Raw genomic sequence first — 13,949 nt, 5'->3', positions numbered from 1 at the left:
GTTAGATAGATCCGTTTGCGCTACCTCAGAGGAGCGGATTGCCACCGCTCCTTTCTTATGTGTGGCGATCTTGGAGGTTCTCTTGAGGAAATCCGCCCTTCTGGCCCTGGAAGACGGTAGTCTGTTTAAGGGTGAGTCCATCGGTGCCGATGGCTGCGTCCAGGGCGAAGTCGTTTTCAATACCTCGATCACCGGTTATCAGGAAATTTTGACCGACCCTTCCTACTGTCGGCAGATCGTCACGTTGACCTATCCCCATATCGGTAACGTCGGCACCAACTCCGGTGATGAAGAAGCATCGCGCATTCATGCCAGCGGTTTGGTGGTGAGAGATTGTCCGCGCACCGCCAGCAACTGGCGCAACCAAAAATCCCTTGAGCGCTATCTCGCCGATGTGGGTTTGGTCGCTATTGCTGATATCGACACGCGCCGTTTGACCCGATTGCTTCGTGAAAAGGGTGCGTTGGGCGGCTGCCTGGTGGCCGGTGATGCTCTGGATGCCAAAGAGGCTGTGCACCTGGCGCGCGAGTTTCCTGGCCTAAAGGGCATGGATCTGGCGCAGGTGGTCAGCGCAGATGAGCCTTATACCTGGAACGAAGGTGTCTGGGAACTCGCTACCAATCGCTTCTCGCCCGCGCTGGAGTCACGCTATCACGTCGTCGCCTACGATTATGGGGTGAAGCGCAATATTCTGCGGATGCTGGTGGCGCGTGGTTGCCGGCTCACCGTGGTGCCGGCCCAAACGCCCGCCCGCGCGACCTTGGCACTGCGACCAGACGGGATTTTTCTCTCCAACGGCCCCGGTGATCCTGAACCGTGCGTCTATGCGATTACTGCTATTCGAGAGTTGCTTGAGAGCGGGTTGCCGATTTTCGGTATCTGTCTGGGTCATCAACTCTTAGGGTTGGCCAGCGGCGCGCGCACCATCAAGATGAAGTTTGGTCATCATGGTGGCAATCATCCGGTCCTGGATTTACACAGTGGCCAGGTCATGATCAGCAGCCAAAATCACGGCTTTGCGGTCGATGAGGCTACATTACCGTCCAATCTGCGGCCGACGCATCGTTCGCTATTCGATGGTTCATTGCAGGGCATTACCCGCACGGATCGGCCGGCTTTCAGCTTTCAGGGTCACCCCGAAGCCAGCCCCGGCCCGCACGATGTCGCCCCACTGTTTGACCACTTTATCGCGTTGATGGCAGCACGGCGGCCAACGGGCCTCGCCTAAGCCGTCGGTTACCGCGCGTGGCCTTCTTTTGCAGGATACCGTATGCCTAAGCGCACCGATTTACGCAGCATTTTGATCATCGGCGCCGGTCCTATCGTGATCGGCCAAGCGTGCGAGTTCGATTACTCCGGCGCGCAAGCTTGCAAGGCGTTACGGGAAGAGGGCTACCGGGTGATCCTGGTGAACTCCAATCCGGCGACGATCATGACCGATCCTGATACGGCTGATGCCATCTACATTGAGCCGATTCATTGGCAGACAGTGGCCCGGATTATCGCCCGCGAGCGCCCGCAGGCTTTGTTGCCAACCATGGGTGGCCAGACTGCGCTGAATTGCGCTTTGGATTTATTCCGTCATGGGGTGCTAGCGCAGTATGGAGTGGAAATGATCGGCGCTTCCCCCGATGCTATCGATATGGCTGAGGATCGTGACCGTTTCCGCAAAGCCATGCACCAGATCGACCTGCAAACGCCACGCTCAGTCATCGCTCACACCCTGGAAGAAGCCTTAGCTCAGCAGGCCGAGGTTGGCTTTCCGACCATCATCCGACCTTCGTTTACCTTGGGCGGCAGTGGGGGAGGGATCGCCTATAACCGTGAAGAATTGGTGGCCATCGTCGAACGGGGCCTTGATTTATCGCCGGTCAGCGAGATCCTGCTCGAAGAATCCGTGCTGGGCTGGAAAGAGTTTGAGATGGAAGTGGTTCGTGACCGGGCCGACAATTGCATCATCGTATGTTCTATCGAGAACCTCGACCCAATGGGCGTGCATACTGGCGATTCCATCACGGTCGCTCCCGCCCAGACTCTAACGGACAAGGAATATCAAATTCTGCGCAATGCCTCGCTGGCGGTGCTGCGCAAAATCGGCGTGGATACCGGTGGGTCTAACGTCCAATTCGCCATCAACCCTGATGATGGGCGCATGGTAGTCATTGAGATGAATCCGCGCGTATCCCGCTCGTCAGCGCTGGCGTCCAAGGCCACCGGCTTCCCTATCGCTAAGGTCGCCGCCAAACTGGCGGTCGGTTATACCCTCGACGAGTTGCGCAATGAAATCACCGGCGGGCGTACCCCAGCGTCGTTTGAGCCAAGCATCGATTACGTGGTCACCAAAGTACCGCGCTTTAATTTCGAAAAGTTTCCACAAGCTGACCCGCGCCTGACCACGCAGATGAAATCCGTCGGTGAGGTGATGGCCATTGGCCGCACCTTTCAGGAATCGATTCAGAAAGCACTGCGAGGTTTGGAGATTGGCGTTGATGGCTTTACCGAAATCCTGGATGCTGAACATCCCGACCCGCATACGTTGCTCAAGCAGGAACTTGGGGTTCCCGGTCCTCGGCGGATCTGGTTCGTGGCCGAAGCGCTGCGGCTTGGGTATTCGGTGGAATCCCTCTACGAATTGACTTGGATCGATCCCTGGTTTTTGGCACAGATCGAGGAATTGGTACAGATTGCCGGTGACGTGCGTGTGTCGGGTCCAGCCGCTTTGCAGGATCGGGAACGGCTCTATTTTCTTAAGCGCAAAGGATTTTCCGACAGCCGGTTAGCCACTTTGACCGGTATTGTCGAAGCTGAGGTGCGCCGCTTGCGTGAGGCGCTGGCTATCCATCCGGTTTACAAACGGGTTGATTCTTGCGCCGCCGAATTCGCCACCAGTACGGCGTATCTGTATTCCACTTATGAGGAAGAATGCGAGGCTGAGCCAACGGAACGCCGGAAGGTCATGGTTTTGGGTGGCGGTCCCAATCGTATCGGCCAAGGCATTGAATTCGATTACTGCTGCGTTCATGCCGCGCTGGCGTTGCGCGAAGACGGCTATGAAACCATCATGGTCAATTGCAACCCGGAAACGGTGTCCACCGATTTCGATACTTCCGACCGGCTCTATTTCGAACCGCTGACGCTGGAAGACGTGCTGGAGATCGTGCGTAAGGAAAAGCCACAGGGCGTTATCGTGCAATATGGTGGGCAAACACCACTCAAGCTGGCGCGGCCACTGGAAGCGGCGGGAGTACCCATCATTGGCACCAGTCCGGAGGCTATCGACCGGGCCGAGGATCGCGAACGATTCCAGCAGATGATCGACCGGCTCGGTTTGCGGCAGCCACCCAATCGCACGGCCCGCGAGCCGGAAGAAGCGGTGCGCTTGGCGCGGGAGATCGGTTATCCGCTGGTGGTGCGGCCGTCTTACGTGCTGGGTGGCCGCGCCATGGAAATTGTCCACGCTGAGGAAGATTTGCGCCGCTATATGCGCGAAGCGGTCCAGGTCTCCAACGATTCACCGGTTTTGCTGGATCGCTTTCTCAATGATGCAGTCGAGGTCGATGTGGATGCGCTCTGCGATGGGCGCGAGGTCATCATCGGTGGCATCATGGAGCATATTGAGGAAGCGGGTGTGCATTCGGGCGATTCCGCTTGTTCCCTGCCGCCCTATTCGCTCAGCCCGGCTATTCAAGACCGCTTGCGGGAACAGGTGCGCGCTATGGCGTTGGAATTGGGCGTCGTCGGTTTGATGAACACCCAGTTTGCCATCCAGGGCGATGATATTTTTGTCTTGGAAGTCAATCCGCGCGCTTCCCGCACCGTGCCTTATGTGTCCAAGGCGACCGGCCGGCCGTTGGCTAAGATTGCCGCTCGCTGCATGGTCGGGCGGTCGCTGGCGGCGCAAGGCATTTCCGGCGAGGTCATTCCGACCTATTATGCGGTCAAGGAAGCCGTGTTTCCCTTTGTCAAGTTCCCCGGCGTCGATCCGTTGCTGGGTCCAGAAATGAAATCCACCGGCGAAGTGATGGGCGTGGGCCGCAGTTTTGGGGAAGCCTTTGCCAAGGCCCAGTTGGGGGCTGGTGATCAGTTACCGCGCGGTGGTCAGGCGTTTATCAGCGTCCGTGATGCCGATAAAGCCAAAGCGGTGGAGATCGCCCGTGAACTGGAACGCCTTGGGTTTGGCCTGATTGCCACAAAAGGTACAGCCGCTGCCTTGCGTGCCGAGGGTTTGCGGTGTGAAACCGTCCACAAAGTGGGCGAAGGTCGGCCGCATATCGTCGATATGATCAAAAACGAACAGGTTCAACTGATCGTCAATACGACCGAAGGGAAGCAGGCCATCGCCGATTCGTTTTCTATCCGCCGCGAGGCATTGATGCACAAGGTCAGCTATACCACGACCCTGGCCGCCGCGCGGGCGACTTGTCAGGCGCTACGCGAAATCGACAATGAAAGCGTGAGCTGTCTTCAGGATCTGCACCGAGAATTGCAAGCATGAGTATGAGAGTACCGATGACGACCTCTGGCGCCGCCAAATTGCGGGCGGAACTGCACGAATTGAAAGCGGTGGCGCGGCCACGCATTACTGCGGCTATCGCCGAAGCGCGCAGCCACGGTGATTTGAAAGAGAACGCCGAATATCATGCGGCTCGTGAGCAGCAGAGTTTTGCCGAAGGGCGTATCGCCGATATTGAGTCCAAATTGGCGAACGCACAGATCATTGATGTCACCACGTTAGCAGCGTCGGACAAGGTGGTGTTTGGCTCTACCGTGTCGCTTAGCGATGAAGATAGCGGAGAAGAAAGTCGCTATCAGATCGTTGGTGAGGACGAGGCCGACATCAAGGAGCGGAAGATTTCCTTCAGCTCGCCCATTGCCCGTGCGCTAATCGGCAAGTCGGTCGGTGACGTGGTTGAGGTACGAACGCCGGGTGGTCTCAAGAGTTATGAGATCATTGCCGTTAGCTATATTTAATCGATTGAGTCGGTTGGCTGTGTTGAGGCACTGGTTTGATTCTTGTCATGCGCGGCTGAGGGCAGTGCTTGGGTTGGCTGCTGTCCTCCTCGCCGGATCTGTTCAGGCAGCCGAGTTACCGGATGTGCTTAGTAAGCTCAAGGCCAGCGTGGTTGGCATTGGGACTGTCCAGCCGACACGGCAACCCGCAGCCCAGTTTCTTGCCACCGGGTTTGTGGTCGGCCAGGGGCGGCATGTCGTCACTAACGCTCATGGATTGCCGGATCTGCTTGATCCGCAGGGTAAGGAAACGTTGGCGGTTTTCATTAGCCGTGGCAAGCAGATTGAGTCACGCGCGGCCACGCGCGTCGCCATTGATCCAGTCCATGATCTGGCTTTGCTGAAAGTGGAAGGCGCCCCTTTACCCCCCGTAATGCTGGGTGGACCCGCACGCGAAGGCCAGGATATCGCGTTTACCGGGTTTCCGCTGGGGGTCGTGCTGGGACTTTTTCCGGTTACTCATACCGGAATCGTTTCCGCCATTGCACCGGTTGCGATACCGGCCGCCGGAGCGGCCCGCTTAGACAACGCCACGCTCCAACGCCTGCGCCAAGAGCCTTATGACGTGCTTCAACTAGATGCCACAGCTTATCCTGGCAACAGCGGTAGCCCCTTGTACGAGCCTCGCACTGGGCGCGTCCTCGGCGTGGTGAACAAGGTGTTCGTCCAGCAAAGTAAGGAAGCCGCCTTGGAGAAACCGAGCGGCATCACTTACGCCATTCCGATCCGCTATGTTCGGGAGCTTCTAGAGCGCGCTGAAGCAAAAGGCCCATGAGCTTGGCGGCAACGCTTCGCTTGATGCCGTTTGCAGAGGTGATGGTGATCCAGAGATAAGCCGGCGATCAGCGCAATCCGTATTTGCGGCGGAAACGGTCCACGCGCCCGGCCGTATCGACGATTTTCTGTTTACCGGTATAAAAGGGATGCGAGTGGCTAGAAACTTCCACCTTGACCAGTGGATATTCCTTACCGTCGTTCCACTGAATCTTATCCTTGGTATGGATGGTAGAGCGGGTGAGGAACGTGAAATCGGTGGAAATGTCCTGAAATACGACTTCACGATACTCGGGATGAATACCTTTTTTCATAGCTGCCAAATCTTCCCAATGATGCCATTAGCTTGGCCGTGATACGCTTGATCAGCGTCCGGGACCCATGTCTGATGAGCCGATAAACCATATAATATACCGAGTTTCGGGATTCGCCGGCAAGCGTACATCCAGAAATTCATGTTTGTTTTTCGCTGTTGGGCCTAATGGGCCTGGGATACGGCAACGTGTAGGACATCACAGTGAGTCAAGAACCCAAGATCGGCTTTGTCAGCCTCGGTTGCCCCAAGGCGCTGGTGGATTCCGAACAGATTCTCACTCAGCTACGGGCTGAAGGTTATGGTGTGGTGCCGACTTATGAAGCGGCCGATTTGGTGGTGGTCAATACCTGCGGTTTTATCGATGCGGCGGTGGCCGAGTCGCTGGATGCCATCGGCGAAGCGCTCGCCGAGAATGGAAAAGTAATCGTCACCGGTTGTTTGGGTGCGAAAGGTACGCTCGTGCGCGACCTGCATCCGACGGTGCTGGCGGTAACTGGGCCACATGCTTGTTCGGAGGTACTAGCAGCGATTCACACCCATCTTCCCCGGCCGCATGATCCCTTCCTGGATCTGGTGCCGCCGCAGGGTATCAAGTTAACGCCGCGCCATTATGCGTATCTAAAAATCTCTGAAGGCTGTAATCACCGTTGCACGTTCTGCATTATCCCGCAACTGCGGGGCGATCTGGTCAGCCGACCGGTCGGCGATGTTCTGCGGGAAGCGGAAACACTCGTCCGGGCCGGGGTTAAGGAATTACTGGTTGTTTCTCAAGATACCAGTGCCTATGGGGTGGATGTCCGTTACCGGACGGGTTTTTGGCACGGCCGACCGCTCAAGACTCGGTTAACCCCGCTGGCCGCCGCGCTCAGTGAGCTGGGTGTATGGGTGCGCTTGCATTATGTTTATCCGTACCCCCATGTTGATGAGCTGATACCGCTGATGGCGGAGGGTAAGCTGTTGCCGTATCTTGACGTGCCGCTCCAGCACGCCAGCCCGCGCGTTTTGAAGGCCATGAAACGGCCGGCCAATACCGAGAATAGTCTGAAACGAATCCAGCACTGGCGGTCGATATGCCCTGAACTGGCTTTGCGCAGTACCTTCATCGTCGGTTTTCCGGGAGAAACGGAGGCCGATTTTGAGCGGTTGCTGGCTTTTCTGGCCGAGGCGCAATTGGATCGGGTCGGCTGTTTTACTTATTCGCCGGTGGCCGGAGCGCCGGCAAACCAGTTGCCTGATCCGGTTCCTGAGGAGATCAAGCAGGAGCGGCAGGCTAGATTAATGGAATTGCAAGCCACCATCAGCGCCGAGTGTCTGCACCGCAAAATTGGCCGTACTCTCAGCGTGCTGGTTGACGAGATTGACGCTGATGGCACGGCCATTGCCCGGTCGAGCGCTGATGCGCCGGAGATTGATGGCGTGGTGTATATCGAGCAAGGTGTTGATCTGCCGGTGGGTGAGTTTGCCAACGTGCATATTGAAGCTGCCGATGAGCATGACTTGTATGCGCAGCGACTTTGATTTCTTGCGATGCCTTGAGGCCCATTGAACTTTTTAAAACCATCCCCATCTTACGTGATAAGCGTAAGCCCTTACGCCTGTCCGCTTCCCTCCCTGAGCGGGCTATGTCCGGTTGGCAAAACCGGATAACACTATTCGCCCCGGTTTCACTCCCCCTTGTAACCGGGGCTTCTTTTTGTCTAGTTCCGGCAGATAGCGCCGCCCACAATCCCTAGCAATTTATCGTGTACAATCCGTTGTAACTGATGAGGCATTCTATGGAATCCATGCATGGCACCACGGTATTGGCCGTGCGCCGTAACGGTCGGGTCGTGATCGGCGGTGATGGCCAAGTGACGTTGGGCAATACCGTTATGAAGGGCAACGCCCGCAAGGTGCGGCGTTTGTATCAGAACAAGGTGATTGCCGGTTTTGCGGGCGGTACTGCGGACGCTTTTACCTTGTTTGAGCGCTTCGAAGGCAAACTGGAGAAGCACGGCGGTAATCTGACCCGGGCCGCCGTTGAGATGGCGAAAGATTGGCGTACGGACCGGATGTTGCGCCGGCTGGAGGCTTTATTGATCGTCGCCGATGGGGGGACCACTCTCATCTTGTCGGGCAATGGCGACGTGATTGAGCCGGAACGGAATCTGGCGGCGATTGGTTCCGGCGGGAGTTACGCGCAAGCTGCTGCTCAGGCGTTGCTGGAGCATACCGAACTGGATGCGCGCGCTATTGTCGAGCAAGCCTTGAAAATCGCGGCCAGCATCTGCATATACACCAACGAGAACCTGACCTTTGAAGAATTGGCGGGCGCATAATCTGATCTTCGGGATGGGTGCGCCCACCGTGCTGTTTTCGCCTCCTGCCCAGACGGTAGCTGCTCCATGTCAGATATGACCCCTCGGGAAATTGCCCAAGAGTTGGATAAACACATCATCGGCCAAGACGCTGCCAAACGCGCTGTGGCTATTGCCTTGCGCAACCGTTGGCGGCGGATGCGGGTAGAGGCTGATCTGCGTAACGAAATCACCCCCAAAAATATCCTGATGATTGGCCCGACCGGCGTGGGCAAGACCGAAATCGCCCGGCGGCTGGCCAAACTGGCCAATGCACCGTTTATCAAGGTTGAGGCGACCAAATTCACTGAGGTCGGTTATGTCGGCCGGGATGTCGAATCCATCATCCGCGACCTGATGGATGGTGCGGTGAAGATGGTCCGCGAGGAGGAAATGCAGAAGGTGCGCCATCGGGCTGAGGAAGCCGCCTTCGAACGAGTGCTGGACACGCTGCTGCCGCGGCCCCGCACGGTCGGGTTTGCTAACGAGCCACCGCCAGCGGATCACTCCGTGACTCGGCAAAAGATGCGCGAACGGCTACTCAAAGGTGATCTGGATGATCGGGAAATCGAAATCGAGGTGGCAGTTCGACCCGTGGGCGTGGAGATCATGGCGCCGCCCGGTATGGAGGAGATGACCAATCAGTTGCAAAGCCTGTTTCAGAATCTGACCAGCAACCGTACTCGCAGCCGCAAACTCAAGGTCAAGGATGCGCTGAAACTGCTTCAGGAGGAAGAAGCGGCGAAGATGGTCAATGAGGAAGAACTCAAGTTAAAGGCGCTGGCGGCGGTCGAGCAAAACGGGATTGTCTTCATCGACGAAATTGATAAAGTCGCCAAGCGCGGCGAATATGGTGGTCCTGACGTATCACGCGAAGGCGTCCAGCGCGATCTGCTGCCATTGGTCGAAGGTTGCACCATCTCCACCAAGTACGGCATGGTGCGCAGTGATCACATCCTGTTCATCGCCTCGGGTGCATTTCACCTGGCTAAACCTTCCGATCTCATTCCTGAGTTGCAAGGCCGTTTACCGATCCGCGTGGAACTGAGCGCGCTGAGTAGCGAGGATTTCGTGCGGATTTTGACTGAACCCGATGCGTCGCTGACTGAGCAATACGCAGCGCTGCTGGAAACCGAGGCAGTGAAACTGGAATTTGCCGCCGATGGAGTGCAGCGTATCGCTGAGATCGCCTGCCACGTCAACGAGCGCACCGAGAATATCGGTGCGCGGCGCTTGCACACCGTCATGGAGCGTCTGCTGGAAGTCATTTCCTTTGAAGCGCCCGACCGCGCTGGCCAGACCGTCACTGTGGACCGCGCTTATGTCGATGGCCATTTAGGCGAGCTGGTTAAAGATGAAGATCTGACCCGCTATATCTTGTAAGGATCAGCGATGAGCATTCGCCCAACCGAAATCAAATTGCATCAAGCATCCCGTGTGTTGGAAGTCGCTTTTGAAGATGGGACTCACTTTGAGTTGCCATGCGAGTATTTACGGGTGTTTTCACCGTCGGCTGAGGTACGGGGTCACGGTCCAAGCACGGCGACCTTAGTGACCGGCAAGGAAAAGGTAAATATTAGCGCCATCGAACCGGTGGGCAATTATGCCGTCAAGCTGGTGTTCGATGATGGCCATTCGACCGGTCTGTATTCCTGGAACGTATTGCATGAGTTGGGTACAGAGCAGGAAAGCAACTGGCAAGATTACCTGCGCCGACTCGCCGAGGCGGGTTATCAGCGCCAAGCTTGATTTTGACGACCTGTCGCAACGAGATCGCTGAATCGCATGGAACAATCTGAAACCACGCATTTTGGTTACCAAAAGGTGGCCGCCGCCGAAAAAGCCCGCAAGGTGGCTGATGTCTTCGATTCCGTCGCTGACAAGTACGATTTGATGAACGACTTGATGTCGCTGGGCGTCCATCGGCTATGGAAGCGTTTCGCCGTGCGTTTGAGTGGTGTTCGTGCCGGTGAGCGAGTCCTGGACTTGGCAGGCGGTACCGGCGATTTGACGGCCCGGTTGTTACCGCTGCTGGGATCGACGGGTTTCATTGTACTCTCCGATATCAACGCGACGATGTTGGTCGAAGGGCGGCGGCGGTTGGTCGATGCTGGTGCGGTCAGCAATATCGCTTACGTGCAGGCTGATGCGGAAACGTTGCCATTTCCTGATCAAAGCTTTGACTGCATCACCATCGGATTCGGGTTACGCAACGTCACCTACAAGGATCGGGCGTTAGCTGCAATGTATGCGGCGCTCAAACCGGGTGGGCGAGTGGTGATCCTGGAATTCTCTCAGCCGGTCGCGCCCGGTTTGAAACCTGCTTATGATCTATACTCATTCTCCTTGTTGCCGATTCTTGGCAAGCTGGTGGCCAACGATGCCGACAGTTACCGCTATCTGGCTGAATCCATTCGTATGCATCCCGATCAGGAAACGCTGCGCGGCATGATGGAGACAGCGGGTTTCGAACGCTGTCAGTACTTCAATCTGACCGGCGGCATTGTCGCAGTACATCGCGGTTATAAATTCTAAGTTTCAAAACCTGACCTTCTGCTTGCAAAACCGAAACGGATCGGATGGCTTATCTTGAGGATAGTCACATGATATCGCCTGTCATCGTTACCGGTTTGGAATCTGCGCTGAACCAGGTTTTGCGGCTTGACCCCGACAGCGCATCACGGCTGGCTGCCTTGGATGGTAAAACCGTCGCTGTTGAGGTGGAAGGGTTGGAGCAGCGGTTTTATCTACGGTTTGCGGCGGAAGGCGTCCGGGTGATGGATGACGATGAGGGTACTGCTGTGGTATGGATTCGCGGCACGCCTCTGGCGCTGCTTCGGCAGTGGCGCCGTCAATCCTTGCAGGATAGCCGTCAGATCAAGGTCGAAGGTAATAGCGATGTAGCGCGAGAAGTGCAACTGTTGTTAGCCCGTTTGGATATCGATTGGGAGGAGCAGCTTGCCAAACGATTCGGTGATCCCATCGCCCATCAGTTAGGCAATGTCTGGCGCAGCTTGCGGGGTTGGGGCCGTCGAGTATCTGCGGTGGTGTCAGCCAACAGTACCGAATATCTCCAGCATGAACTGGGTGCCTTGCCGCCAAGCCATGTGGTCGAGCGGTTTTTGCACGATGTGGATATCTTGCGAGAGGATGCTGATCGGTTGGCGGTACGGGTTGAACGCTTACGCCAACGTCTGGCCCCTGGCGGGTTGGGCTAAGACGACCCTCCTGCGAGGTACAAAAATAGATGTTTGGTCCCGCCCAATTATTGCGGTTGCTGCATATTAATCGGGTGTTGGTTCGCCACGGCCTCGACGAGATCGTTTTTGCTACCCACCTGTTCCGGCCGGTCGGTTTTCTGCGCCATCTGTTGCCTTGGAACTGGTTACCCCGCCAGCCATTGCCTCTTTCACACGCTGCCCGCATTCGGCTTGCGCTGGAAGATTTGGGACCGATTTTTGTCAAATTCGGCCAAATGTTATCCACCCGCCGCGATTTGCTTCCCGACGACATCGCGCTCGAATTAGCCAGATTGCAAGACCGGGTACCGCCATTTCCCGGTGAGCAAGCCCGCGCTATTATTGAAAAAGCCTATGGCCATCCGCTCGAAGTGGTTTTCGATCACTTCAGCTTCGAGCCGCTGGCGTCAGCCTCCATCGCCCAGGTACATGCCGCCCGCTTGCGGGAGGGGCAAGATGTCGTGGTCAAGGTCTTACGGCCGGGTATTGAAAAAATCATTCGCCGCGATATCGATCTTTTGTACATCATCGCCAATCTGGCCCAGCGTTACTGGAAGGAAGGCCGCCGATTGCGACCGGTCGAAGTGGTCGCTGAGTATGAAAAAACTATTTTCGACGAGCTGGATTTGGTCCGTGAAGCCGCCAACGCCAGCCAGTTGCGCCACAACTTTCAAGATTCACCGATCCTCTACGTACCGGAGGTGTTCTGGCCGGAAACCCGGCGTAACGTCCTGGTCATGGAGCGGATTTACGGCATTCCGGTTGGTGATATCACTGAGTTGCGGCGCCGTGGCGTCGATATGAAAAAGCTATCGGAACGGGGTGTCGTCGTTTTCTTCACTCAGGTGTTTCGCGATAGTTTTTTTCATGCCGACATGCATCCCGGCAACATTTTCATCAATGCCGAAGACCCATCCGATCCGCGCTATATCGCTGTGGATTTCGGCATCATCGGTACCTTAAGTCCAACCGACCAGCACTATCTGGCCGATAATTTCCTGGCGTTTTTTCAGCGTGACTACCGGCGGGTAGCGGAGCTGCATATCGAATCCGGTTGGGTTCCGGCCGCAACCCGGGTCGATGAGTTTGAATCGGCTATTCGTACCGTCTCGGAGCCAATTTTCGACCGGCCCCTCAAGGATATTTCCTTCGGGGGGTTCTTGCTGACGCTGTTTCAAACTGCCCGGCGTTTTAACATGGAAGTGCAGCCGCAACTGGTGTTGTTGCAAAAAACCTTATTGAATATTGAAGGGTTAGGGCGCCAACTGGACCCCGATCTGGATTTGTGGAAAACCGCAAAGCCTTTTTTGGAAAGCTGGATGCGTGATCGGGTAGGGCCATGGTCGGTTCTCAGACGCATCAAGTATTACATCCCGCGCTGGGCCGATCAGACGCCGGATCTGCCGAATCTGGTCTATGGTTTGCTGCGTAAGGCCAATACCGGTGATCTGGCCCTACGGCTTCACAAGCAAGAGATGGAACAATTGCGCCAGGAAGTGCGACGAGCAAATCGGCGCAATTTTCATGCGGTGGTGGGAGCGGCGCTTGTGATTAGCGCCGCTGTGCTGCTAGGCCCCGATCTGGGCCTGCCGACCAACCCTTGGCATACTCCGCTGCTGGCATGGCTGCTGGGTGGGGTTGGCGCCGGTCTCTTGCTCGCCGCTTGGCCGAAGGATGCCTAATTGCTTCCTGCTGACTGGTCAAGGAAAGCGTCAGGATCGCTGTAAAGCGGCTTCAACCTCATCGCGGGCCTTGCGTCCACAGAGCAGATCAATCAGTGCCAAGGCGAAATCCATCGCCGTGCCGGGACCGCGTGATGTGATGAAGGTGCCATCGCGCACCACGGCGGCGCTGCTGAGACGTATTTCGGTCTGCCCGTCCAGAATACCCGGATAGGCAGTCGCTTCTCGATAATTGAGCAAGCCGGCGCTGGCCAGAACCTTGGGCGCGGCACAGATGGCACCGACATACCGTCCCTGTTCGGTTTGCCGCCGCAGCAAGGCTGCAATGCGTTGATCGGCTTCCAGTCTTTGGGCGCCACCCAAGCCGCCCGGTAGCACCACCAAATCGAAATCTCGGTCCAATACCGCATCGAGTGGCATATCAGGGACTAGGACCACACCACGCGAGGCGGTCACCGGGCCTGCTTCCAGGCCGGCTACGACCACAGTCACGTTGGCGCGCCGCAGCAAGTCGATGATCGTGACAGCCTCCAACTCTTCACAGCCTTGGGCCAACGGGACGAGAACAGTCGCCATGAGGTTTGCTCCTTTA

Annotated in this window: 13 protein-coding genes; 11 read left to right on the top strand and 2 right to left on the bottom strand. The window is 56.7% G+C overall.

Annotation, left to right across the window (positions count from 1 at the left end):
• Positions 1–82 precede the first annotated feature (82 nt).
• From carA to BN873_RS06365, 4 genes are all read left to right on the top strand, one after another.
• A complete protein-coding gene (gene carA / locus BN873_RS06380) occupies positions 83–1,228 on the top strand; it encodes a glutamine-hydrolyzing carbamoyl-phosphate synthase small subunit (RefSeq protein WP_048671957.1) in 1,146 nt (381 codons plus the stop codon).
• Positions 1,229–1,270: 42 nt separating this feature from the next.
• On the top strand, positions 1,271–4,495 hold the full coding sequence (carB, locus tag BN873_RS06375; protein WP_048671867.1) for a carbamoyl-phosphate synthase large subunit: 3,225 nt from the start codon (positions 1,271–1,273) through the stop codon (positions 4,493–4,495).
• A gap of 2 nt (positions 4,496–4,497) precedes the next feature.
• Positions 4,498–4,971, top strand: a complete 474-nt coding sequence (gene greA, locus BN873_RS06370; protein ID WP_048671865.1) for a transcription elongation factor GreA — start codon at positions 4,498–4,500, stop codon at positions 4,969–4,971.
• Positions 4,972–5,035: 64 nt separating this feature from the next.
• The gene (locus BN873_RS06365; protein WP_374727155.1) at positions 5,036–5,785 is read left to right on the top strand and encodes a S1 family peptidase; all 750 of its coding nucleotides are present in this window, start codon (positions 5,036–5,038) and stop codon (positions 5,783–5,785) included.
• Between the two features lie 67 nt (positions 5,786–5,852).
• On the opposite strand, the gene BN873_RS06360 is transcribed toward BN873_RS06365, so the two are convergent.
• Entirely contained in the window at positions 5,853–6,098 is a 246-nt protein-coding gene (locus BN873_RS06360; RefSeq protein WP_048671863.1) for a type B 50S ribosomal protein L31, read from the bottom strand.
• A gap of 203 nt (positions 6,099–6,301) precedes the next feature.
• On the opposite strand from BN873_RS06360, the gene rimO reads away from it, so the two are divergent.
• From rimO to ubiB, 7 genes are all read left to right on the top strand, one after another.
• Positions 6,302–7,618 carry a 30S ribosomal protein S12 methylthiotransferase RimO gene (rimO, locus tag BN873_RS06355; RefSeq protein WP_082161127.1) on the top strand — a complete coding sequence of 439 codons (1,317 nt, stop codon included), beginning with the start codon at positions 6,302–6,304 and terminating at the stop codon, positions 7,616–7,618.
• Positions 7,619–7,875: 257 nt separating this feature from the next.
• Complete coding sequence (hslV, locus tag BN873_RS06350) at positions 7,876–8,418, top strand: ATP-dependent protease subunit HslV (RefSeq protein WP_048671857.1); 543 nt, start codon at positions 7,876–7,878, stop codon at positions 8,416–8,418.
• 66 nt (positions 8,419–8,484) lie between these two features.
• Positions 8,485–9,819: an ATP-dependent protease ATPase subunit HslU gene (gene hslU / locus BN873_RS06345; RefSeq protein WP_048671855.1), complete on the top strand. Its 1,335-nt coding sequence runs from the start codon at positions 8,485–8,487 to the stop codon at positions 9,817–9,819.
• A gap of 9 nt (positions 9,820–9,828) precedes the next feature.
• Positions 9,829–10,185: a gamma-butyrobetaine hydroxylase family protein gene (locus tag BN873_RS06340; RefSeq protein ID WP_048671854.1), complete on the top strand. Its 357-nt coding sequence runs from the start codon at positions 9,829–9,831 to the stop codon at positions 10,183–10,185.
• 36 nt (positions 10,186–10,221) lie between these two features.
• Entirely contained in the window at positions 10,222–10,971 is a 750-nt protein-coding gene (gene ubiE / locus BN873_RS06335; protein WP_048671852.1) for a bifunctional demethylmenaquinone methyltransferase/2-methoxy-6-polyprenyl-1,4-benzoquinol methylase UbiE, read from the top strand.
• A 68-nt stretch (positions 10,972–11,039) separates the two neighbouring features.
• Positions 11,040–11,654: a ubiquinone biosynthesis accessory factor UbiJ gene (locus BN873_RS06330; RefSeq protein ID WP_048671850.1), complete on the top strand. Its 615-nt coding sequence runs from the start codon at positions 11,040–11,042 to the stop codon at positions 11,652–11,654.
• A gap of 29 nt (positions 11,655–11,683) precedes the next feature.
• A complete protein-coding gene (ubiB, locus tag BN873_RS06325) occupies positions 11,684–13,357 on the top strand; it encodes a ubiquinone biosynthesis regulatory protein kinase UbiB (RefSeq protein WP_048671846.1) in 1,674 nt (557 codons plus the stop codon).
• Positions 13,358–13,387: 30 nt separating this feature from the next.
• Here the strand turns inward: ubiB and BN873_RS06320 are convergent, their stop codons facing one another.
• Positions 13,388–13,933 (bottom strand): DJ-1 family glyoxalase III, encoded by a 546-nt coding sequence (locus BN873_RS06320; protein WP_048671844.1) that lies wholly within the window; start codon positions 13,931–13,933, stop codon positions 13,388–13,390.
• Positions 13,934–13,949 lie beyond the last annotated feature (16 nt).

Origin of the sequence: Candidatus Competibacter denitrificans Run_A_D11 (assembly GCF_001051235.1) — a bacterium.
In the GTDB taxonomy this organism is placed as follows: Bacteria; Pseudomonadota; Gammaproteobacteria; order Competibacterales; family Competibacteraceae; genus Competibacter_A; species Competibacter_A denitrificans.
The sequence above is the reverse complement of the archived record's forward strand: the minus strand, read 5'-3'. Positions and strand labels throughout refer to the sequence as shown.

Excerpts from the sequence above, each read along its gene's own strand:
- carB (WP_048671867.1), top strand. The coding sequence starts at position 1,271 with ATGCCTAAGCGCACCGATTTACGCAGCATTTTGATCATCGGCGCCGGT.
- greA (WP_048671865.1), top strand. The coding sequence starts at position 4,498 with ATGAGAGTACCGATGACGACCTCTGGCGCCGCCAAATTGCGGGCGGAA.
- BN873_RS06360 (WP_048671863.1), bottom strand. The coding sequence starts at position 6,098 with ATGAAAAAAGGTATTCATCCCGAGTATCGTGAAGTCGTATTTCAGGAC.
- hslV (WP_048671857.1), top strand. The coding sequence starts at position 7,876 with ATGGAATCCATGCATGGCACCACGGTATTGGCCGTGCGCCGTAACGGT.
- hslU (WP_048671855.1), top strand. The coding sequence starts at position 8,485 with ATGTCAGATATGACCCCTCGGGAAATTGCCCAAGAGTTGGATAAACAC.
- BN873_RS06340 (WP_048671854.1), top strand. The coding sequence starts at position 9,829 with ATGAGCATTCGCCCAACCGAAATCAAATTGCATCAAGCATCCCGTGTG.
- ubiE (WP_048671852.1), top strand. The coding sequence starts at position 10,222 with ATGGAACAATCTGAAACCACGCATTTTGGTTACCAAAAGGTGGCCGCC.
- BN873_RS06330 (WP_048671850.1), top strand. The coding sequence starts at position 11,040 with ATGATATCGCCTGTCATCGTTACCGGTTTGGAATCTGCGCTGAACCAG.
- ubiB (WP_048671846.1), top strand. The coding sequence starts at position 11,684 with ATGTTTGGTCCCGCCCAATTATTGCGGTTGCTGCATATTAATCGGGTG.
- BN873_RS06320 (WP_048671844.1), bottom strand. The coding sequence starts at position 13,933 with ATGGCGACTGTTCTCGTCCCGTTGGCCCAAGGCTGTGAAGAGTTGGAG.